Origin of the sequence: Streptomyces sp. NPDC060000 (genome assembly GCF_042737375.1) — a bacterium.
Classification (GTDB): Bacteria; Actinomycetota; Actinomycetes; order Streptomycetales; family Streptomycetaceae; genus Streptomyces.
The window spans coordinates 1-21490 of the sequence record NZ_JBHWUU010000035.1; the positions used below are offsets into that span (position 1 = coordinate 1).

Here is a 21490-nt window from a genome sequence, read left to right on the forward strand (position 1 = left end):
GTGCCGGGGCCTCCTCGCGCGTCAGCGCTCTCAGACGGTGGTGACGACCTCGTCGTACGCCAGGCGCGGGGAGCGCGGGTAGGAGGCGCCCTCGCCCGGCTTGCCGATGTTGATGACCATCAGCGGGGTGTGGTCGTCGTCCAGGAACTCCTTGCGGACACCCTCGAGGTCCACGCCGGTCATCGGGCCGGCGGCCAGACCGGCGGCGCGGACGCCGATGATGAAGTACGCGGCCTGGAGGGCGGCGTTCAGCGCGGCGGCACCCTCACGGGCCGGACGCTCGCTGAAGAACAGCTCCTTGGCCTGCGGGAAGGCCGGGAACAGGGTCGGCAGCTCCTCGTGGAACTCGTTGTCCGCGGAGATGATCGCGACCAGCGGGGCGGTGGCGGTCTTGGCCTGGTTGCCCTCGGCCATGTGCTGCACGAGGCGCTCGCGGGCCTCGGCGGAGCGGACCAGGGTGATGCGCACCGGGCTCTGGTTGAACGCCGTCGGGCCGTACTTGACGAGGTCGTAGATCGCCTGGACCTGCTCGTCGGTCACCGGCTCGTCGGTGAAGGTGTTCGCGGTGCGGGCCTCGCGGAACAGCAGGTCCTGGGCGGTGGCGTCAAGAACGAGAGACATGCGGGGACTTCCTCGGGGGTGGCGTCCGGATCCAGTACCGGACCGTGGTCCGGATAGGCTGACGGCACCGACAGTACGCGGGGAAGGTTCAAAGTTCAACAAAGGCCGGGGTGGGGTGATCCGCTTCACAGTCCCGCTTCCCGGACCTGCTTCGCAGCCCTGCTTTCCGGACCCTGCTTCCCGGGCGCTTCGCAGCCCCGCTTCCCGGATGTGCCGGGTCACTCCCCCTCTTCGGCTTCCTCCTCCCCGGCCAGTGCGGCGTCCAGCCGCGCCCGGGCGCCCTCCAGCCAGCGTCGGCACACCTTGGCCAGCTCCTCACCGCGTTCCCAGAGGGCGAGGGACTCCTCCAGCGTCGTGCCCCCCGCCTCCAGGCGCCGTACGACCTCGATCAGCTCGTCGCGGGCCTGCTCGTAGCCGAGCGCCTCGTCCGTCTTGCTCGTCATGCACTCATTCCCAGTCGTCGTTGTGCTAGTTGTCGACGTCGTCGACCCGAACGGTGAACTCGCCCTCGGCGACCCGTGCGCGCAGCGTCTCGTCGGCCGTCACCTCGGCCGGATCCCGGACCACGTGCCCGTCGGCCTTCTGCAGCACCGCGTACCCCCGCTTCAGCGTCGCGGCCGGCGACAGCGCCACCACGCGTGCGTGTGTGTGCGTCAGCTCCGAGTCGGCGCGGTCCAGGAGATGCCCGAGCGTGCGCCGTGAGCGGTCCACGAGCGAGGAGACGTGATCGGCCCGCTCGTCGATCATCCGGTGCGGATCCTGTATCGCGGGCCGCGCGAGGGCGTGGGCGAGCCCGCGCTCCTCCCGTTCCAGGAGCGCCTGCGCGCAGCGCCGCGCCCGCCCCCGCAGCATCCGTACCCGCTCCAGTTCCTCGCCGACGTCCGGTACGACCTTCTTCGCGGCGTCGGTCGGCGTCGAGGCACGCAGGTCGGCCACGTGATCGAGCAGCGGATTGTCCGGCTCGTGCCCGATCGCCGAGACGACCGGCGTACGGCAGGCCGCGACCGCCCGGACCAGCTGCTCGTCGGAGAACGGCAGCAGATCCTCCACGCTGCCACCGCCACGCGCGACGATGATCACGTCCACCTCGGGCAGGCCGTCCAGCTCCTTCACCGCCTGGACGACCTGTGTCACCGCGTGCACACCCTGTACGGCGACGTTGCGCACCTCGAAGCGGACGGCGGGCCAGCGGTGCCGGGCGTTCTCCAGGACGTCCCGCTCGGCGGCGGACGCCCGCCCGCACACCAGCCCGACGAGCTGCGGCAGGAAGGGCAGCGGCTTCTTCCGCGCGGGTGCGAAGAGCCCCTCCGCCGCCAGTGACTTCTTCAGCTGCTCCAGCCGCGCCAGCAGCTCACCGACCCCCACCGGCCTTATCTCGACGGCCCGCAGCGACAGCTGGCCGCGCGGCGCGTACCACTCCGGCTTCGCGTGGACGACGACCCGCGCGCCCTCGCCGACGACGTCCGCGACCGCGTCGAAGACCTGGCGGTAGCAGGTCACGCTCACCGAGATGTCGTGCGACGGGTCCCGCAGCGTCAGAAAGACCACGCCGGCACCAGGGCGCCGCGACAACTGGGTGATCTGCCCCTCGACCCACACCGCGCCGAGCCGGTCGATCCAGCTCCCGATGAGCCGCGAGACCTCGCCGACGGGCAACGGCGCGTCCGCGGACGTGTTCACAGCCATGCGCCCGAGACTATCGGCCACGACTGACAACCCCGGTGAGCGTTCACCGAAGGCCGGTCAGCCCCCGCTTCTCAGACACAGGTCACGGCGAGCCAGCCCGTCCGGCGTTCGCGGACGAGGCCGGCCCCGGGCCGGTGCGGGGGTGTGGGGGCGGCGGCCCCCAGGTACGCCGACCGTGGCCGGACACGGCCTTACGATGGGACGCATGACTGCTTCGCCTGGCCGCCGCCGTGTCCTGCTCGCCGCTCCCCGGGGCTACTGCGCGGGCGTCGACCGTGCCGTGATCGCCGTCGAGAAGGCCCTGGAGCAGTACGGGGCGCCGGTCTACGTCCGGCACGAGATCGTCCACAACAAGTACGTCGTGCAGACCCTGGAGCGTAAGGGCGCCGTCTTCGTCGAACGGACGGAGGAGGTCCCGCCGGGCAACATCGTCATGTTCTCCGCGCACGGTGTCGCCCCCGTCGTCCACGAGGAGGCCGCGCGCGGGCGGCTGGCCACCATCGACGCGACCTGCCCCCTGGTCACCAAGGTCCACAAGGAAGCCGTCCGCTTCGCCAACGAGGACTACGACATCCTCCTGATCGGGCACGAGGGCCACGAGGAGGTCATCGGCACCTCCGGCGAGGCCCCCGAGCACATCCAGCTCGTCGACGGCCCCGAGGACGTCGCCAAGGTCGAGGTCCGCGACCCGTCGAAGATCGTGTGGCTCTCCCAGACGACCCTCTCGGTCGACGAGACCATGGAGACGGTCGACGCCCTGAAGGAGAAGTTCCCGCAGCTCATCTCCCCGCCCAGCGACGACATCTGCTACGCCACGCAGAACCGGCAGCTCGCCGTGAAGCAGATGGGCGCGGAGGCGGAGCTGGTGATCGTGGTCGGCTCACGCAACTCCTCCAACTCCAAGCGGCTCGTCGAGGTCGCCAAGCTGGCCGGCTCCCGCGAGGCCTACCTGGTGGACTTCGCGAGCGAGATCGACGAGGCCTGGCTGGACGGCGTGACCACGGTGGGCGTCACCTCCGGCGCCTCCGTCCCGGAGGTCCTCGTCGAGGAGGTCCTGGCCTGGCTCACCGAGCGCGGCTACGGGGACGTCGAACTCGTCAAGGCCGCCGAGGAGCACATCACCTTCTCGCTGCCCAAGGAACTCCGCCGTGACCTGCGCGAGGAGGCGGCGGCACTGGCCGCCGGGCGCGGCGGCAGCGGCGCGGCGCCCGGTGCGGCGGCGTCCGGCGCGGTGTCCGACACGGCGGCGGACGCCGGCTGACGGACACCTCGGCGGAGTGACTGCCGTCGACCGTCGTAACGTAGGGCCATGCAGATCTTCGGCGTGGACATCGGCGGATCCGGGATCAAGGGCGCCCCTGTGGACCTGGACAAGGGCGACCTGGCTCAGGAGCGCCACAAAGTGCTCACCCCGCAGCCGGCCACGCCCTCGGGCGTGGCCGACGGCGTGCGGCAGGTCGTCGAGCACTTCGGGTGGACGGGACCGGTGGGCCTGACCTTCCCGGGCGTGGTCACCGGCGGCTCCACGATCCGTACGGCGGCCAACGTCGACAAGAGCTGGATCGACACGGACGCGCGTGCCCTCTTCAGCGAGCGGCTGGGCGGCCTGCCGGTCACGGTGGTCAACGACGCGGACGCGGCGGGCGTCGCGGAGATGTCCTTCGGCGCCGGCCGCGACCGCAGCGGCACGGTCATCCTGCTGACCTTCGGCACGGGCATCGGCAGCGCCCTCTTCGCCGACGGCGTGCTCGTCCCCAACACCGAGCTCGGCCACCTGGAGCTGCACGGACACGACGCCGAGAAGCGCGCGTCCAGCAAGGCCAGGGAGGACGGCGAACTGACCTGGGAGCACTGGGCCCGCCGGGTCACCAAGTACCTCGCCCACGTCGAGATGCTCTTCTCGCCCGAGCTGTTCATCATCGGCGGCGGTGTCAGCCGCAAGGCCGACAAGTTCCTGCACCTCATCGAGGGCATCAGGGCGGAGATCGTGCCGGCCGAGCTGCAGAACAACGCGGGAATCGTGGGAGCGGCGATGCGGGCGGCGCAGGCGGAACAGTCTCCGGTGGCGGCCGGCTAGCGGCGGTTCGCGGCCTGCCGGCGGGCCGCGAACCGCCGCAGTCCGCGCGCCAGCACGACCGCTCCGGCCACGAGCGTCCCGCCGTACAGCCAGCCGACCTGCGTGGCCAGCGCCGTCACGAGCCCCATCAGCCGCGCCCCGGTGCCGTGCCCGCCCCCGGCCACGGGCAGGAGCCCCACGGCGAAGGCGATCGGGACGACCACCGGCGCAGACAGCAGGTCGCTTCCGCGCACCCACAGGGCGGTCAGCAGGCACACCGGCAGGAACAGCACGCCGTACACCGTCAGTGAGGCACCGAACAGCAGCAGGTCCAGGCAGCCGACCGCGAACATCAGCACCCCGCTGAACAGTCCGCCGCCCAGTCCGGTGAGCCGGGGGTTCGGCATCCGGCGCAGGGCCGGCACCGTTCGCGCGCTCCGCACCGGGGGCGGCACGGGCCGTCGCCCTGCGGGAAAGGGCCGGTAGCCGCCCCGCCCCGCGGGGGAGGGCCGATTCCCGTTGGAGAGCGGGGCGGCGGACCGGGCACCCCCGCGGTCGGCCCCGGCCCCGGCTCCCGCCCCGATGCCCCCGCCCGCGGGGCGTGGCTGCCTGTGGACAGGATCCCGGCCCGGCTGCGGCGGCAACGGCGGCAGGGGTGGGGCGTCGCGGCGGATGCCTCGGGTCCTGGGTCGCGTCCTGTGTTGCTCCACCGGACCAACTTAGGTCGGTTTATGTGCCGAATCGGGTGTCGGACACGCCGTGGGGCGGAGCTTGGCCGAGCGTTCGACAGGTCCGCCGGGCCGGCGCCCGGCACGCCGTAAACTGGTGGACCGGTCAGCTCTCTGGCCCCTGGCCCTCTCACTTCGGGAACTGGCCCTCCGACCCTCTCACCACGGGAAGTCGCAACGTGTCGCTCACGATCGGAATCGTCGGTCTGCCGAATGTCGGCAAGTCGACCCTGTTCAACGCCCTGACCAAGAACGACGTGCTGGCGGCCAACTACCCGTTCGCCACGATCGAGCCGAACGTCGGCGTGGTCGGCGTCCCGGACGCCCGTCTCACGAAGCTGGCCGAGATCTTCTCCTCGCAGCGGATCCTCCCGGCGACGGTGGACTTCGTCGACATCGCCGGCATCGTGAAGGGCGCTTCGGAGGGCGAGGGCCTCGGCAACAAGTTCCTCGCGAACATCCGCGAGTCCGACGCGATCTGCCAGGTCATCCGCGCCTTCAAGGACGAGAACGTCGTCCATGTCGACGGCAAGGTCTCGCCCAAGGACGACATCGAGACGATCAACACCGAACTGATCCTCGCGGACCTCCAGACGATCGAGAAGGTCCTGCCCCGCCTCCAGAAGGAGTCGCGGATCAAGAAGGAAGTGGCCGCGAAGGTCACGGCGGTCGAGTCGGCGAAGGAGATCCTGGAGAAGGGCGACACCCTCTTCTCCGCGGGCATCGTCCAGGGCTCCGGCAACGAGGAGCTCCTGCACGACCTGCACCTGCTCACTACAAAACCCTTCCTCTACGTCTTCAACGTCGACGAGGACGAACTGGTCGACGAGGACTTCAAGGCCGAGCAGCGCGCCCTGGTCGCCCCCGCCGAGGCGATCTTCCTCAACGCCAAGCTGGAGCAGGACCTCGCCGAGCTGGACGAGGAGGACGCGATGGAGCTGCTGGAGTCGGTCGGCGCCGAGGAGCCCGGCCTCACCACCCTCGCCCGCGTCGGCTTCAACACCCTCGGCCTCCAGACGTACCTCACGGCCGGCCCCAAGGAGTCCCGCGCCTGGACGATCAAGAAGGGCGCCACCGCCCCCGAGGCCGCCGGCGTCATCCACACCGACTTCCAGAAGGGCTTCATCAAGGCGGAGGTCATCTCCTTCGCCGACCTGGTGGAGACCGGCTCGGTGGCCGAGGCCCGCGCCAAGGGCAAGGCCCGCATGGAAGGCAAGGACTACGTCATGCAGGACGGCGACGTGGTGGAGTTCCGCTTCAATGTGTGATCGAGGCGTTACTGTGCGTTGATGCGATTGGTTTGACGTGTGGATTCGGGGCCGAGCCTGCTCGTGGGCTCGGCCCCTTCGTCGCTCCCGTACGGTGCTGAGGGTGTTGCGTGAGGCTTGTCTTCGAGGAGCAGGGCCGGGAGGACTAAACGTCCTGGCTCAAGAGCGACCGCAAAATGCTCGCTCGGATCAACAAGCTCATCGAGGACGTCAAGCGTGACCCCGTCACGGGGATCGGCAAGCCCGAGCCGCTCAAATACCACTTGCCCGGCGCGTGGTCGAGGCGGATCGACGACGAGCACCGCCTTGTGTACCTGGTCACGGACAAGGAGATCGTCATCCTCGCTGCCCGCTATCACCACTGACCGCCGGGCTGTCCGTGGCGGGGCACGACCCCCGGCGACCCCAACGACCGCGTCGACAGCCTCGGCGAAGCACTCGGCATCTTCGGTGACGCCTTCGTCGACGTCCTCGAGTCACCGTTCGTGTTCCTGGGAGACGCGCACGACGCGTTCACCGGTGAGAACGGCGGCGCGGGCGCCTTCGTCGACAAGTGCCTCCCTGGCCGCCCCGCCCCGCCTCGTCGAGGCACGGGCTCGACGCGGGGATATCGTTTCGGTGACTCGATCCCTGGCGTAAGCGAACTGGTGGAATGACCTGTGACATCAACACTTACGTGCAGGAGAGTCCGTTCCGTCGAAACGGGATCTGTCTATGCGTGGGAAACCGGAGAGGGTGCCATCGGGAATATCCTCATGGACGCCGAGGAAGCAGTCGCCCGGCCCTGTACGGTGCGGGGGATCGTGGTCGGCGACATGCTCCTCAGGGCGAGCGTGGGAAATGTCGAGCAACCCGATTCCGATCCGGAAATTCGGCGCTCTTTCCTGATCGCGGCATCCGTGATTTTCCAGGAGTGGCAGCGGCAGGGCCGGCTGCCTGAGGAGATCACTCGCACCTACTGGTAGGGGAGTCGCCGGATTCCCGAGAGCCCGGTCACGCCCCACAGGTGGCGAGACCGGGCTCTCGGGGTGGCGCCAGGTCACTCCCTCAACCGGATGCCGCCGCGCTCAGCACGGTCGTGAAGCGGTTCGCCCCAGGGAGGACACCCCGGCCCGGTCGTCCTTCCATGGCCTGGTCCGGGACTGCACCCGGAAGGTGCTCGTCGGCGAGACGGGGGCGGCGGCCCAACGGATTCTCCGTTCCGTCCCCGCTGGTGGGGCGCTTACGATGCGCGCAGTCGTACAACTGCCTGATCCGTCTGAACCAGGAGCACGGTACTCGTGTCCATACCCCCGCCTCCCGGGCCGCACCCGCCCCAGGACCCGTACCAGTCTCCGCAGCCGCAGAGCCCGTATCCGCAGGACCCGTTCGCCCCGCCCCCGCCGGGCCCCCATCCGCAGGGCCCCCATCCGCAGGGCCCCTACGGTCAGGGTCCCCACGGCCCGCAGGGACCCGCGGGTCCGATGGGTCCGGGTCCGATGGGTCCGGGTCCGATGGGTCCGGGTCCGTATCCGCAGGCCCCCTACGGTGCGGTGCCCTATCCCGTCTGGGGGCAGGGCTACAGCCCCTACGGCCGGCCCTCGCCGGTCAACGGCGTGGCCATCGCATCCCTCGTCCTCGGCCTCCTCTGCTTCCTGCCGGGCGTCGGGCTGCTCCTCGGGATCATCGCGCTGGTCCAGATCAGCAAGAAGGGGGAGCGCGGCAAGGCGATGGCGATCGCGGGCACCGTCCTGTCCTCGCTCGGACTCGCGGTGTGGATCCTCGCGCTGTCCACGAGCGGCGCCTCCGACTTCTGGGACGGCTTCAAGGAGGGCGCGAGCGGCAACTCCAGCTTCTCGCTCGTCAAGGGCGACTGTTTCGACGTGCCGGGCGAGACCTTCGAGGAGGACGTCTACGACGTCGACGAGGTGGCCTGCTCCGGTGAGCACGACGCCGAGGTGTTCGCCTCGGTCCCGCTGTCCGGCAGCGACTTCCCGGGCGACGACCACGTCACGGACGTGGCCGAGGACAAGTGCTACACGCTGCGGGACGTCTACGCGATGGACCCCTGGGCGCTGACCGACGAGGTCGACATCTACTACCTCACGCCCACCGCCGACAGCTGGAGCTGGGGCGACCGCGAGATCACCTGCGTCTTCGCCAACGTGGACGAGAAGGGCACCCTGACCGGCTCGCTGCGCGCCGACGCGACGACGCTCGACGCCGACCAGTTCGCCTTCCTCGAGGCGATGGCCGCCGTCGACGAGGTCCTCTTCGAGGAGCCGGAGGAGCGCGCCGAGAAGGACCTCGCGAGCAACCGCACCTGGGCCGGTGAAACCGGTGATGTGACCGGCGATCAGGCGGACCAGCTGGGCACACACCTCTGGGAGACGGAAGCCCGGAAAAAGCCCATGGCCGCCCTGCTGAAGGACATGCGGGACGCGGGCAAGGAGTGGGCGGCGGCGGAGAAGGCCACCGACGCCGACGGCTTCTACGAGCACTACGACAAGGCCTACGAATACGTCGACGGGGCCACCACGGTCACCGCCCGCAAGGCTCTGGGCCTCGCCACCACCGTGCCCACCTACGACGAGGACTCCGACAGCGGGAGCGGCGGCACGGGCGGGGGCGACAGCGACAGCGGCCTGGATGTGTGATCGCGTCCCCAACGGGGAGAAAGTGCCTGGGTAAAGCGTTTCACCAGCACATGTCATCACATCGAGTGATTCTCTGGCCTTTGCTTGCACGGTACAACCCATGGTTGCCAGGCTGTAGCTGTCTGTACAACCTGATGGGAGTGGCCAGTGACATTCGGTGAGCAGCCGGCGTATCTGCGTGTCGCGGGTGATCTCCGCAAGAAGATCGCCGACGGGTCGCTGCCGCCGCACACCCGGCTCCCTTCCCAGGCGAGAATCCGCGAGGAGTACGGCGTCTCCGACACCGTCGCCCTCGAGGCGCGCAAGGTGCTGATGGCCGAGGGGCTGGTCGAGGGCCGCTCAGGTTCGGGGACGTATGTGCGTGAGCGACCGGTGCCGCGCCGGATCGCCCGCTCCGGCTACCGCCCCGTGAGCGGGGCCACGCCGTTCCGGCAGGAGCAGGCCGAGGCGCACATCCGGGGGACGTGGGAGTCCCGCAGTGAGCAGGCCGAGGCGAGCGTCTGCGTCGCCGAGCGGCTCGGCATCGCGTCCGGCGACCGCGTGATGTGTACGAGGTACGTCTTCCGGGAGGCCGGGGAGACGATGATGCTCTCCACCTCCTGGGAGCCCCTCTCCGTCACCGGCCGTACGCCCGTGATGCTGCCCGAGGAGGGCCCGCTCGGCGGCATGGGCGTCGTGGAGCGGATGCGCGCCATCGACGTGATCGTCGACAACGTGACGGAGGAGGTCGGCGCCCGGCCGGGGCTCGCCGAGGAGCTTCACGCCCTGGGCGGCGTCCCGGGGCATGTCGTGCTCGTCGTCCAGCGCACGTATTACGCCTCGGGCCGCCCGGTCGAGACGGCCGACGTGGTGATTCCGGCCGACCGATACCGGGTCGCGTACCACCTGCCGGTGAGGTAGCCCGCCGGCGCGCGGGGCCGGGGCCGCCGCCCGGTGGCACGGGCGCACCGGTGAAGGCCGTGCAAGACGTGGAGGCGGCGGCACGCGGCAGTACTCTCCGGGGCGGTAGCGCATTCGCTCGGGCGGCGCACACCCTTCCGGCAGTTGCCCCCGGTATCGGCCCGCCGTGGGCCCGGCCGAGCGCCGTCGGAATCCGGTCGTTTCCGGATGTTCCCGCAGGTCGTCCAGTAGGTGCCCGGAACCCCGCCGACCGGACGCATCTCGGCGCGCGGACGGCGCGTTCGGTCCCGTGCGCCCCCTGCGTCTTGGCTGGTTGCGTACCTCTTTGTGCAAAGTCGTGTTCGGTGCGTAAAGGTAAGGCGTACGCTCGGGCATATGCGGATTGCGGTTTCCTCAGAAGGCGGGGCGCGAGGCGTGCCGCGGACGGGATCCGGGCGGGCCGGGGCGAGAAGGGGGCGTGGGACGCGATGAACGACAGCACCACCTCTCTGCCCTGGCACGTCATACGGCAGGACGACAACGGCAACCGCTACCGGGTGGGCAGGTACGCGAGCCGGGCCGAGGCCCAGAAGACCGCGGACAGCCTCGACAGCCGCGGCCACAAACAGCTCTACTGGGTCGAGCGCATCGGCCAGGGACGGAGCCAGGACCAGCCGCAGGAGCAGGCGCAGGCCCAGGGACCCAACGGGGACGGCACCCGGAACTGACGTGCCGCCCGGTCCCGTAGGCTCCGGCGCATGACGGAACGGATCGTGGTGGTGGGAGCCGCCCTGCTCGACGCCGGCCGCCTGCTCGCCGCGCGCCGCAGCGCACCCCCCGAACTCGCCGGGCGCTGGGAACTGCCCGGTGGCAAGGTCGAGGAGGGGGAGGCGCCCGACGCGGCTCTCGTGCGCGAACTGCGCGAGGAACTCGGCGTCGACGCCGAGACCGTGGAGCGCGTCCCGGGGGAGTGGCCGCTCCGGACGCCCTACGTCCTGCAGGTGTGGACCGCCCGGCTGCGTCCCGGCTCCGCCGCCCCCGAACCCCTCCAGGACCACGACGCGCTGCGCTGGCTCACCCCGGCCGAGATCTGGGACGTCGACTGGCTCGACCAGGACGTACCCGCGGTACGTGAAGCCCTCACAAGGCTCGGCACCGGAGCCCGCTGAAGCGAGGCCTGTTGAACCCGGGCCCGCTCGACCGAGGTCTGTCCAGTTGACCCCGGGACTGAACCGGGGTCCACGGAGCCGGGGCCCATGGAGCTGTGGGCCCATGGAGCCGGGGTCCACAGAGCCGGGGCCCGCTGTACCGGGCGCGTCGGGCCCCGTCGTGTCGATCCGGGGCGCGTCGGGATCGGGTCGGGTCGAACGGGGCGCTCGGGGTGGGGAGTGCGTCGGCGCGTACGCCGTTCGTGCCACAGTGCGCCCTGCCGCGCGGTACTGCCTCCCCAATATCGGGTATGGGCCCATTAACCCCACGAAACCGGACATGGGTGTACTCGCTGGCCCGGGAAGTGATCGGCGTGATCGACACCGACGGCGACCGCGCCGAGTGGACGTTCCCCGCGGACCCGGGCGCGGTGCGTACCGCCCGTCGCGCCGTCCGCGGTCAGCTGCAGGGCTGGGGCCTGGACAGCGTGAGCGACATCGCGGCGCTGCTGGTCAGCGAGCTGGTCACCAACGCCCTGCGGCACGCGACCGGCCCCATCGGTGTGCGTCTGGTCCGCCCCGCCGGCCTGACCGGCGTCCTGGTGGTCGAGGTCTCCGACCCGCTGCCGGACCCGCCCCGCGAGCGGGTCGCCCGGCCCGAGGACGAGAGCGGGCGCGGACTGCAACTGGTGGCCTCCTCCGCGCGCCGCTGGGGTACCCGGCCCGGAGGCACCGGCAAGACGGTCTGGTTCGAACTGGCGGTGCCGGATTGACGGGGCGCCTCGCGGGGATGAGCCGGTGTACAGCGGGGCTTGCGGTGTCGCCCGTTCGGTTCCGGTCGCCGACCCGTCGCAGATGAGGTGATTCGAGGACGTGTCCGCTGGTTAGAAGACTGGAAGTGTTGTCGCGGGACGGTCCAAAAAACGCCTGGACCGTGCTGTGATCGTGAACACCGTGTCGTGCGGCCCCGTAGTGCTGGATACTGCGGGCAGCCGCCGCCGGTGACCGGTGCCGGACGCGGTGAGCTGGAGGGGACGGTTCGCGTGAGCGAGATACCAGCGAAGGCCACGGAGTCCGAGGACCCGTCGGGCGGCGCGAGGGTGAAGGCCGCGAGTGCGCTCGCCGCCGACGCCGCGCACGGCCCCGCCGACGGCCCGGGCGAACTGGCGACGCCCGGTGACGCCATGTGGCAGAGCAGTCCGCCCGGCTCGATCTACGACTACATCAAGGTCGCCTCGTTCTCGATCGGCCCCGATGGCCTCGTCGACCAGTGGAGTCTGCGCGCCGAGCAGATCTTCGGCATCTCCGCCGACCGGGCCGTCGGCATGGATCCCATCGACGCGTTCATCGACCCCGACCTGCGCGAGCGCGGTCAGCGCAAGATGGCCGAGATCCTCGACGGGCGGGAGTGGACCGGCGTGGTCCCGTTCCGGATGCCGGACCCGGTGCCCGGCGGCGGACGCGGCGAGAAGGGTCTCGCCGAGGTGTACGTCATGCCGACGCGCAGCATGGACGGCGAGAAGGCCGCCGTGTGCATCGTCGTGGACGTCCGCACCCTCCGCAGCATCGAGACCGACCTCGCCGCCTCGCAGGCCATTTTCGGCCAATCCCCGTTCGGCTTCCTGCTGATCGATCCCGACCTGCGGGTCCGCCGCGCCAACCAGCGGTTCGCCTCCATCTTCGGCGGCACCCCCGACGACCACCGCGGCAAGGGCGTCCACGACTACCTGCCCCGGTCCGAGGCCGACCGGGTCAGCGCGACCCTGCGCCGAGTCCTGCAGACCGGCGACTCCATCACGGACATGCACGTCACCGGCTTCGTGCCGGGCTCCGACGAGCGCCGGCACTGGTCGATCAACCTCTACCGGGTGCACGGCGGCACCGGCCGTCCCATCGGTATCGCCTGGCTGGGCACCGACATCACCGCCCGCCGCGCCGCCGCCCGCGAGGCCGCCGCGGCCCGGCGCAATCTCGCCCTGCTGAACGACGCGGGCGCCCGCATAGGGAACTCCCTCGACCTGGAGACGACCGCGCGCGAACTCCTCGACGTCGTCGTGCCCGGCTTCTGCGATCTCGCCACCGTGGACCTCTACCAGGGGCTCCTGGCCGGCGACGAGACCCCGCCCGGCCTCGCCGACGGCAGCGCCGAACTGCGCCGGGTCGCCTTCTCCTCCGCCGTCTCCGACGCCCCCTTCGCCGGCACCGGCGCGCCCGTCGCGGTCGGCGCGGTCCACCACTTCCCGTTCAACTCGCCCTGCGCGGACGCGCTGCGCACCGCCCGCCCGCAGGCCATCCCCGGCGAGGACGGCGGCCTCGTGCAGTCCACCCTCGCCGTGCCGATGGTGGCCCACGACACCGTCGTCGGCCTCGCGCAGTTCTCGCGGACGAAGGGCAGCGAGCCGTTCGGCGACCGGGACCGCGATCTGGCCGTGGAACTGGCCGCGCGGGCGGCGGTCTGTATCGACAACGCGCGCCTGTACCGCCGGGAGCACGAACGGGCGTTGATACTGCAACGGTCGCTGCTGCCGCCCGGGGACCCGGTGGCGTCGGGCCTGGACATCGCCTGCCGCTATCTTCCCGGCAGCGCCTCCACCGGACGCCCCAGCGAGGTCGGCGGCGACTGGTTCGACGTCATCGAACTCCCCGGCCACCGTACGGCGCTTGTGGTGGGCGACGTGATGGGCCGCGGCCTGCGGGCGGCGGTCGCGATGGGTGAACTCCGCACGGCGGTCAGAACGTTGGCGCTGCTGGACCTGGAACCGGCCGAGGTGCTCTCCGCGCTGGACGAGATCGCCCGTGGCCTCGGCACCCCGGGAGGCGTCCAGCAGGCCACCCGGGCCGCCCGCCGCCCCCGTGAGGCCGACCTGTCCGAGGTGTATCTCGCGACCTGCGTGTACGCGGTGTACGACTCGGTGACCCGGCGCTGCACGTTCGCCAACGCGGGGCATCTGCCCCCGGTGCTCGTCGAACCCGGTGAGCCGGCGCTGATGCTCGACGTGCCGCCGGGCATGCCGCTCGGCGTGGGCGGCGAGCCCTTCGAGGAGGTGGAGGTCGACCTTCCCGAGGGTGCTCTGCTGGCGCTCTACACGGATGGACTGGTCGAATCGCGCGACCATCCGCTGGACGAGGGACTCAACGCGTTCGTAGGGGCTCTCACCGACCCCTCCGCCCCACTGGAGGACGTTTGCGACCACGTCCTCAACACCCTCGACTCGCACCACGGCGAGGACGACATCGCGCTGCTGATGGCCCGGGTGCAGGGCCTGCCCGCCGACTCGGTCGGCGACTGGACCCTGCCGCGCGAGCCGCGCAGCGTGGGCCGGGCGAGGGAGTACGCCCGCGGCCAGTTGGTGTCCTGGGGCCTCGAACCCCTCGTCGACACGACGGAGTTGCTGGTCAGTGAGCTGGTCACGAACGCGCTGCGGTACGGCGAGGGTGAGATCAGGCTACGGCTGCTCCTCGACCGGACGCTGGTGTGCGAGGTCTGGGACGCGGGCCTCGTCCAGCCGCGCCGCCGCCGCGCCCAGGACACCGACGAGGGCGGCCGGGGCCTCCAGCTCGTGGGCCTGCTGTCGGCGGCCTGGGGCTCGCGCCGCACCCCGCGCGGGAAGACGGTGTGGTTCGAACTCCCCCTGCCGGACGGCGAGACGAGACTGGCGGACCCGGCGGAGGCGTTGCTGAGCCTGTTCTGAACCCGCCCCGACGGGCGGCCCCGGATCGCGGGCGACCCGGCCTCCCTCACCGCGACGGACGCGACCTCCCCCTTCACGGCCGTCGCGGAACGGGACCCGCTCAGCCAGAGCCGTCCTGACCACCCGCCACACGAACGGGCCGTGGCTCGAGGGCCGGTTGTGACCCCTGGGCTTGCTGCGGGAGACCTGGCGCCGGGCCCTGAGGCCCCTGGGCTCACTGCGCCCCGGCGGGCTGTGCCGGGCCGGCGAAGCCTGCGGGTGTTCCGTTCTCGGGGTCCTCGGCCGGGACGATGCCACCGAGCACCGCCCCGCCGGTGCCCGCCGTACCTTCCGCGGTGCCTCCGGCCCCCGGGTCCCCCGGGTACGGGTTTCCGTGCGCCCGTACGTCGCGCTCGGCCAGCTCCCGGGCCTCCAGGGCGAGGATCTCGGCGGGCGGACGGTCCGCCGGGTCCCCCGTCGCGAGGAGCCGTTCCGCCTCCGCCAGCCGGGTACGCGCCGCGGCGCCGACCGCGCCCCGGTGCGTCGCGACGAAATCGGCCGCGGCGGCGGTGGCGGAACGCGCGGTGATCAGGGCGGCGGCCGGCAGCACCCCGGCCCGCCCCGGGGCGACCGGCGCGGTCGCCCGCACGATACGGCGCAGCACCTCGACCGGATCCCAGGGCCGCCCCCCGGTCACCTCCTGCCGTACCGACCCGAGCACGGCATCGGCATGCAGCAGCGCCACTGATCGCGCCGCCGCGTCGGTGGGCGGTGGGCCGTCCGGACCCGGGGACGGACGGGGCGGGCCCGAGGGCTGCGCCTTCGTGCCGCCGAGGGGACCGCTCGGCGCGGTGCCGGTGTGCGGGGGCGTCTGTCGCCGGGCGCGGGCCAGTTCCGCCTCCGCGCCCGTGAGGGCGGCCGGGACGGTCTGCTCGGCCGATCGCAGTTCCTCGGCCAGCCGGTCGACACCCTCGACGAGGACGGCGGCCTGGGCGACCGCGCCCTCGGCGGCGCGCAGTTGCCGGGCCGCCCGCTCCGGTCGCCCCGAGTCGGCGGACTGCCGGGCCTGGTTGAGCCGCACGGTGGCGAACACCAGTCGGTCCTTGGCCTGTTCGACGCTTCCGGTGACGGACGCGGTGGCGGTCGGCGCGTACCGGGCCCGAAGACCGGCGAGGACGGCCTCCGAGGCCCCCGTACGCCCCGCGAGCTCCCGGAACAGGCCCTCGGCGACCCCCAACGCCTCATCCACCCCCTGGTCCAGCGCCCGCAACCGCCCGAACTCACCGGCCACGGCGTCCAGCCGCCGTCCGGCCTCGTCGCACCGCCCGACGATCCCGGCGAGCGCGTGCCCCCGGGCCTCCTCCTCCGCCGGGACTCCCTCGTCGTACCGCTGCCGCATTCGGAACGCGGCGGCGAGTTCGCTCTCCGCCTCGTGCACCGTCCGGCGGAAGGGTTCCAGCGCCTCCGCCGTGCGCAGTGCTTCGACGAAGTCGAGTTCGGTGCGCGCGGCCCGGACCCTGTTGTCGGCCTCGACCAGCGCCTCGCGGGCCTGTTCGTCGAGGGCGGCGGGAGACGACGACGGCTTCGGCGGCGGTGCGTCGCCGGTCCCGCCGGGAGTCGTCCGCACGCGGGCCCGCCGGACGCGTCGTACGTACCCGTACCCGGCGGCCGCGCCTGCCGCGCCGACCGCCACGAGCGGCAGCACCAGATCGACGGTGGCCCTCCCGCCGTCCGCGGCCGCGGCGGCGCTCGCGCCGGGCGCCGGGTTCTTGATCGCAACCGGAGCGTCGCCACCCGACGTCATCCCTGGCAACACCAGCCACACGACCCCGACGGCACCGCCCAGCACGGCATGCGCCACCCGCACGGATATGTGCGACTTGGCACGCCGCGGCCGGCCCCGGAGCAAGGAAGAGGTCACATTCGGGAGCGTATGGCCGCGATTACGGCCACGCGACCGGGATGCACCCGACCTGGGGGTGGTGGGGCGGAACAACACGCGAGGGGGGAACCGCGATGGAAGGCCCACCGGGGCAGACGGAGACGGAAACAGAGAAGGCGGAGAAGACGGCGGGGGTGGTCGCGGAGACGGAGAAGGCGGCGGGGACGGTGGTGGAGAGGAGGACGAGGACTGGGACGGGGACGCCTGCGGAGACGGGGACGGGGACGGCGGCGGGCCCCGGGCCGCGTACGGGCACGGCCGCGGCAACGGCGGACGAGCGGGTCGGGTCACCCGCAGCGGACGACGACGGTGACGCGGGGGCTGCTGTCGGTAAGGACGGCGGCGATGGCGCCGACGACGCCGACGGGGACGGGAGCCGCGCCCGCGGAGCCGATGGAAGCCGGGCCGGCGGTGCCGGTGCAAAGGGAAGCGGCGTCGACGGTGCCGATGAAAGTGGCGCCGGCGGGGCGGACGGAAGTGGCGCCGACGGTGTCGACGGCAGCGGTACCAATATCGACGGAAGCGATGCCGGCGGTCCCGACGGCAGCGGTGCCGGTGTCGACGGAAGGGGCGCCGGTCGGGACGGCAGTGGTGCCGGTGGGGACGGGAGTGAGGGTGGCGGTCCCGGCGCCGCGGAGGGGGCGCGCCCGCGCAGGCGTCGTGGGCGGCTGGTGCGCCGCTCCGCCCTCGTCCTCGTCCTGCTCCTCCTCGGCCCGGTCCTCGCCGCCGAGGCCGCCCTCCGCGTGAACTACCTGGGGGACCCGTCCGACGGCACGTACACCCGTGACAAGGACGCCATCTGGCTGGGCCACGCCTGGGTCGACGGCCGTAAGACCGACGCCGACGTCGAGGCACTGGCCGGCCGCCTCGAGGACACCGGCATCCGCGACCTGTACGTCCACGCCGGCCCCCTGGAGCACGACGGCACGCTCCCCGCGTCCGCGTACGCCGGCGCGCGTCGGTTCATAGCCGCCGTCCACCGGGAAGCGCCGAAGCTCCGCGTGCAGGCCTGGCTCGGCGACGTCCTCGCCAGCGAGAGCCCGGACGGCATGCGGCTGGAGCGGGCCGGGACCCGCGCCGCGGTCGTGCGGTCCACCCGGGGCATACTCGACGCCGGTTTCCAGGGCGCCCACTTCGATCTCGAGCCCCTGCACTCCGACGACGGCGACTACCTCACCCTCCTGGACTCCCTGCGCGCAGTCACCCGCGCCCGCGGCGCGCAACTCTCCGTCGCCGCCCACCAGATCGATCCGGTCCCCGGCTTCCACTCCTTCTGGGGCGCGACCACCGGTCACCCCAAGTGGTGGTCGCAGCGGTTCTTCGGCCAGGTCGCCCGCCGCGTGGACCAGATCGCCGTGATGTCGTACGACACCATCCAGCCGCTGCAGAGCACCTACGGCGGATACGTCGCCCAGCAGACCTCGCTCGCCCTGGAGGTCACCCCGGCCTCCACCGACCTGCTGATGGGCCTGCCCTTCTACCACGAGAACCGGTTCGGCCACTGGAACCACGCCGAGACCGTCGCCGCGGCCGTCCGGGGCGTCCGGCTGGGCCTGTCCCGTACCGACGCCGACCGCGAGAACTTCGGCGTCGCGGCGTACGTGGACTTCGCGGCGACCGAGCAGGACTGGAGGTCGTACCGGGAGGACTGGGTCCGGTAGGCCCCCGCTCTCCCTCGTCGCGGGCTCGTCGACGCTGCTGGACGGTGACTTCCCGAGGCCGGCGGAAATGCGGGCCATCTCGGAGTCAAATCCCTTGCGCTCAAGGGAGTTGCTGGGATCCTGAGCGCATGTACTGGGCGCTGGTGGGGACGATCGCCGTCTGTGTGACGGTCATGGCGGTGCTCGGCATCGCGGCCGTCACCCTGGAGTGGGTGCCGCCGTTCGGCCGCAGCCGGGTACTGCGGCCGAGACTGTGGGGTGCCGGCGCCCTGATGAGCGCCCTCGGCCTGAGCCTCTTCGTGTTCCTGGGCCCGCTGGCCCCCGGCGGCACGGCGGTGAACTTCTACGTCCCGCTCGCCGGGATGGCCGTCAACCTCGCCGGGCTGGGCGTGCAGTCGCTCGCCCGGCGACCCGGCCGCACGCCCCGGCTGCCCCCGGCGTCTACGACGACCGCCTCCTGATCTTCGACCCCAGCCACACCAGTGGGTCGTACTTGCGGTCGGCGGCGCGTTCCTTCAGGGGGATCAGCGCGTTGTCCGTGATCTTGATGCCCTCGGGGCAGACCTCCGTACAGCACTTGGTGATGTTGCAGTAGCCGAGGCCGTGTTCGTCCTGGGCCGTGCGCCGGCGGTCCAGGCCGCTCTCCTCGGCGGCGTCCAGCGGGTGCATGTCCAGTTCGGCGATCCGCATGAGGAAGCGCGGGCCCGCGAACGCCGTCTTGTTCTCCTCGTGGTCGCGGACGACATGGCAGGTGTCCTGGCACAGGAAGCACTCGATGCACTTGCGGAACTCCTGTGACCGGTCCACGTCCTCCTGGAACATCCGGTACTCGCCGGGGCCGACCCCCTCGGGCGGCACGAACGCCGGGACCTCCCGTGCCTTCCGGTAGTTGAAGCCGACGTCCGTGACGAGATCGCGGATCACCGGGAAGGCGCGCAGCGGCGTGACGGTGATCGTCTCCTCGCGGCCGAACACCGACATGCGGGTCATGCACAGCAGCCGGGGCCGCCCGTTGATCTCAGCGGAACACGAACCGCACTTGCCCGCCTTGCAGTTCCAGCGGACGGCGAGATCGGGCGCCTGGGTGGACTGGAGCCGGTGAATGATGTCCAGGACGACCTCACCGTCGTTCACCTCGACCTCGAAGTCCTTCAGGCCGCCGCCCTCGACGTCGCCCCGCCACACCCGGAAGCGGGCCTCGTAGCTGCTCACTCGTAAAGCTCCTCTTCGGTGAGGTACTTGACCAGCTCCTCTTTCTCGAAGAGGGCGAGCAGGTCGGGACGGATGGGCTCGGTGGTCTCGCGGGTGAGGGCGATCCGGCCGCGGACGGGATCCGCCGCCGGGTCGCCGGTGGGGTCGGCCGGTGCGCACAGCAGGTTGATGTTGCGCCACGCGCGGTCCATCGCCGGGTGGTCCTCGCGGGTGTGCCCGCCGCGCGACTCGGTGCGTTCCAGGGCCGCCCGGGCCACGCATTCGCTGACCAGCAGCATGTTCCGCAGGTCGAGCGCGAGGTGCCAGCCGGGGTTGAACTGCCGGTGCCCCTCGACGCCGGCCCGCCAGGCCCGTACCCGCAGCTCGGCCAGCTTCTCCAGGGCGTGTTCCATCTCGCCCTCGCGGCGGATGATGCCGACCAGGTCGTTCATGGTCTGCTGGAGTTCCTGGTGGAGGGTGTACGGGTTCTCCGGCGGATGACCGCCCGGGGCGTCGGCGCCCTCCGCGGAGAACGGCCGCAGTGCCTCGGCGGCCGCCGCGTCGACCTGCTCGTCGTCCACCGCCGGGCGCTCCCCGGCGAGGTCCGCCGTGTGGCGCGCCGCGTGCAGTCCCGCCCGGCGGCCGAACACCAGGAGGTCGGAGAGGGAGTTGCCGCCGAGCCGGTTGGAGCCGTGCATGCCGCCGGCCACCTCGCCGGCCGCGAACAGCCCCGGCACCCCACGGGCGGCCGCCGTGTCGGAGTCGACCGCGATGCCGCCCATCACGTAGTGACAGGTCGGTCCGACCTCCATGGCCTCCGCCGTGATGTCGACGTCGGCCAGCTCCTTGAACTGGTGGTACATGGAGGGCAGCCGGCGCTTGATGACCTCGGCGGGCATCCGCGTCGACACGTCCAGGAAGACCCCGCCGTGCGGGGAGCCGCGGCCCGCCTTCACCTCCGAGTTGATCGCGCGGGCCACCTCGTCACGCGGGAGCAGCTCCGGTGGTCGCCGGTTGTGGTCCGGGTCCTCGTACCAGCGGTCGCCCTCCGCCTCCGACTCGGCGTACTTCTCCTTGAAGACGTCGGGGACGTAGTCGAACATGAAGCGCTTTCCCTCGGAGTTCCTGAGCACCCCGCCGTCGCCGCGGACGGACTCCGTGACGAGGATGCCCTTCACCGACGGCGGCCAGACCATGCCCGTCGGGTGGAACTGCACGAACTCCATGTTGAGCAGCGGGGCACCGGCGAGCAGGGCCAGCGCGTGGCCGTCGCCCGTGTACTCCCAGGAGTTCGACGTCACCTTGAAGGACTTGCCGATGCCGCCCGTCGCGATGACGACGGAGGGCGCCTGGAGGACGAAGAACCGGCCGGTCTCGCGCTCGTAGGCGAAGACCCCGCTGACCCTCCCCCGGCCTTCGGCCGGGGGGACCCCCATCTCGCTTCGCTCGCCGTCTTTCAGGACCCGGGTGACCGTGCACTCCTGGAAGATTTTCAGCCGGGACTCGTGGTCGCCGGTCTCGCGGTGGTCCTCCTGCTGGAGCGAGACGATCTTCTGCTGGAGCGTGCGGATCAGCTCCAGGCCGGTACGGTCACCGACGTGCGCGAGGCGCGGGTACTCGTGACCGCCGAAGTTGCGCTGGGAGATCCGGCCGTCCTTGGTGCGGTCGAAGAGGGCGCCCCAGGTCTCCAGCTCCCACACCCGGTCCGGGGCCTCCTGGGCGTGCAGCTCGGCCATCCGCCACTGGTTGAGGAACTTGCCGCCGCGCAGGGTGTCACGGAAGTGGACCTGCCAGTTGTCGTGCTCGTTGGCGTTGGCCATCGCCGCCGCGATGCCGCCCTCGGCCATCACCGTGTGCGCCTTGCCGAACAGCGACTTGCAGATGACGGCGGTGCGGGCGCCGCGTTCCCGGGCCTCGATGGCGGCACGCAGCCCGGCGCCTCCCGCGCCGACCACGACGACGTCCCACTCCTGGTGGTCGACCACGGACATCAGCAGACCCCG

At 71.7% G+C, this 21490-nt stretch carries 19 protein-coding genes and 1 pseudogene; 13 read left to right on the forward strand and 7 right to left on the reverse strand.

Annotated features, from left to right (window positions below):
• Positions 1-30: 30 nt before the first annotated feature.
• The 3 genes from ACFWBB_RS19735 to xseA all read right to left on the reverse strand — a co-directional run bounded on the left by ACFWBB_RS19735 (position 31) and on the right by xseA (position 2307).
• Positions 31-621, reverse strand: a complete 591-nt coding sequence (locus ACFWBB_RS19735) for a malonic semialdehyde reductase (RefSeq protein ID WP_385273699.1) — start codon at positions 619-621, stop codon at positions 31-33.
• A gap of 218 nt (positions 622-839) precedes the next feature.
• Positions 840-1064: an exodeoxyribonuclease VII small subunit gene (locus tag ACFWBB_RS19740; protein ID WP_385273702.1), complete on the reverse strand. Its 225-nt coding sequence runs from the start codon at positions 1062-1064 to the stop codon at positions 840-842.
• Between the two features lie 25 nt (positions 1065-1089).
• Positions 1090-2307 carry an exodeoxyribonuclease VII large subunit gene (gene xseA, locus ACFWBB_RS19745; RefSeq protein ID WP_385273705.1) on the reverse strand — a complete coding sequence of 406 codons (1218 nt, stop codon included), beginning with the start codon at positions 2305-2307 and terminating at the stop codon, positions 1090-1092.
• Between the two features lie 196 nt (positions 2308-2503).
• On the opposite strand from xseA, the gene ACFWBB_RS19750 reads away from it, so the two are divergent.
• Positions 2504-3568 (forward strand): 4-hydroxy-3-methylbut-2-enyl diphosphate reductase, encoded by a 1065-nt coding sequence (locus ACFWBB_RS19750; protein WP_385273708.1) that lies wholly within the window; start codon positions 2504-2506, stop codon positions 3566-3568.
• 48 nt (positions 3569-3616) lie between these two features.
• Positions 3617-4384, forward strand: a complete 768-nt coding sequence (gene ppgK, locus ACFWBB_RS19755; protein WP_385273711.1) for a polyphosphate--glucose phosphotransferase — start codon at positions 3617-3619, stop codon at positions 4382-4384.
• On the opposite strand, the gene ACFWBB_RS19760 is transcribed toward ppgK, so the two are convergent.
• A complete protein-coding gene (locus ACFWBB_RS19760; RefSeq protein ID WP_385273714.1) occupies positions 4381-4770 on the reverse strand; it encodes a DUF6542 domain-containing protein in 390 nt (129 codons plus the stop codon). The two genes, ppgK and ACFWBB_RS19760, sit on opposite strands and share 4 nt — an antisense overlap.
• Before the next feature lie 500 nt (positions 4771-5270).
• Between ACFWBB_RS19760 and ychF the strand changes: the two genes are divergently transcribed.
• The 9 genes and pseudogenes from ychF to ACFWBB_RS19805 all read left to right on the forward strand — a co-directional run bounded on the left by ychF (position 5271) and on the right by ACFWBB_RS19805 (position 14714).
• A complete protein-coding gene (ychF, locus tag ACFWBB_RS19765; RefSeq protein ID WP_385273717.1) occupies positions 5271-6359 on the forward strand; it encodes a redox-regulated ATPase YchF in 1089 nt (362 codons plus the stop codon).
• A gap of 110 nt (positions 6360-6469) precedes the next feature.
• Positions 6470-6724: pseudogene (locus ACFWBB_RS19770) on the forward strand (Txe/YoeB family addiction module toxin).
• Positions 6725-7114: 390 nt separating this feature from the next.
• The gene (locus ACFWBB_RS19775; RefSeq protein ID WP_385273720.1) at positions 7115-7324 is read left to right on the forward strand and encodes a hypothetical protein; all 210 of its coding nucleotides are present in this window, start codon (positions 7115-7117) and stop codon (positions 7322-7324) included.
• A 315-nt stretch (positions 7325-7639) separates the two neighbouring features.
• On the forward strand, positions 7640-8995 hold the full coding sequence (locus tag ACFWBB_RS19780; protein WP_385273723.1) for a DUF4190 domain-containing protein: 1356 nt from the start codon (positions 7640-7642) through the stop codon (positions 8993-8995).
• A gap of 147 nt (positions 8996-9142) precedes the next feature.
• Complete coding sequence (locus tag ACFWBB_RS19785; protein ID WP_385273726.1) at positions 9143-9895, forward strand: GntR family transcriptional regulator; 753 nt, start codon at positions 9143-9145, stop codon at positions 9893-9895.
• A gap of 467 nt (positions 9896-10362) precedes the next feature.
• The gene (locus ACFWBB_RS19790) at positions 10363-10602 is read left to right on the forward strand and encodes an SPOR domain-containing protein (protein ID WP_385273729.1); all 240 of its coding nucleotides are present in this window, start codon (positions 10363-10365) and stop codon (positions 10600-10602) included.
• Positions 10603-10632: 30 nt separating this feature from the next.
• Entirely contained in the window at positions 10633-11043 is a 411-nt protein-coding gene (locus ACFWBB_RS19795) for a (deoxy)nucleoside triphosphate pyrophosphohydrolase (RefSeq protein WP_385273732.1), read from the forward strand.
• Positions 11044-11366: 323 nt separating this feature from the next.
• Positions 11367-11795: an ATP-binding protein gene (locus ACFWBB_RS19800; protein WP_385273735.1), complete on the forward strand. Its 429-nt coding sequence runs from the start codon at positions 11367-11369 to the stop codon at positions 11793-11795.
• 270 nt (positions 11796-12065) lie between these two features.
• A complete protein-coding gene (locus ACFWBB_RS19805; protein ID WP_385273738.1) occupies positions 12066-14714 on the forward strand; it encodes a SpoIIE family protein phosphatase in 2649 nt (882 codons plus the stop codon).
• Positions 14715-14928: 214 nt separating this feature from the next.
• Here the strand turns inward: ACFWBB_RS19805 and ACFWBB_RS19810 are convergent, their stop codons facing one another.
• Positions 14929-16614, reverse strand: a complete 1686-nt coding sequence (locus ACFWBB_RS19810) for a hypothetical protein (RefSeq protein ID WP_385273741.1) — start codon at positions 16612-16614, stop codon at positions 14929-14931.
• Between the two features lie 533 nt (positions 16615-17147).
• On the opposite strand from ACFWBB_RS19810, the gene ACFWBB_RS19815 reads away from it, so the two are divergent.
• Both ACFWBB_RS19815 and ACFWBB_RS19820 read left to right on the forward strand, forming a co-directional pair.
• Complete coding sequence (locus ACFWBB_RS19815) at positions 17148-18296, forward strand: hypothetical protein (RefSeq protein ID WP_385273886.1); 1149 nt, start codon at positions 17148-17150, stop codon at positions 18294-18296.
• Positions 18297-18424: 128 nt separating this feature from the next.
• Positions 18425-18757 carry a hypothetical protein gene (locus ACFWBB_RS19820; protein WP_385273744.1) on the forward strand — a complete coding sequence of 111 codons (333 nt, stop codon included), beginning with the start codon at positions 18425-18427 and terminating at the stop codon, positions 18755-18757.
• On the opposite strand, the gene ACFWBB_RS19825 is transcribed toward ACFWBB_RS19820, so the two are convergent.
• Entirely contained in the window at positions 18738-19508 is a 771-nt protein-coding gene (locus tag ACFWBB_RS19825) for a succinate dehydrogenase/fumarate reductase iron-sulfur subunit (protein WP_385273747.1), read from the reverse strand. The two genes, ACFWBB_RS19820 and ACFWBB_RS19825, sit on opposite strands and share 20 nt — an antisense overlap.
• Positions 19505-21478 carry a fumarate reductase/succinate dehydrogenase flavoprotein subunit gene (locus ACFWBB_RS19830; RefSeq protein WP_385273750.1) on the reverse strand — a complete coding sequence of 658 codons (1974 nt, stop codon included), beginning with the start codon at positions 21476-21478 and terminating at the stop codon, positions 19505-19507. The genes ACFWBB_RS19825 and ACFWBB_RS19830 overlap by 4 nt, the downstream gene beginning before the upstream one ends.
• Between the last annotated feature and the right edge of the window lie 12 nt (positions 21479-21490).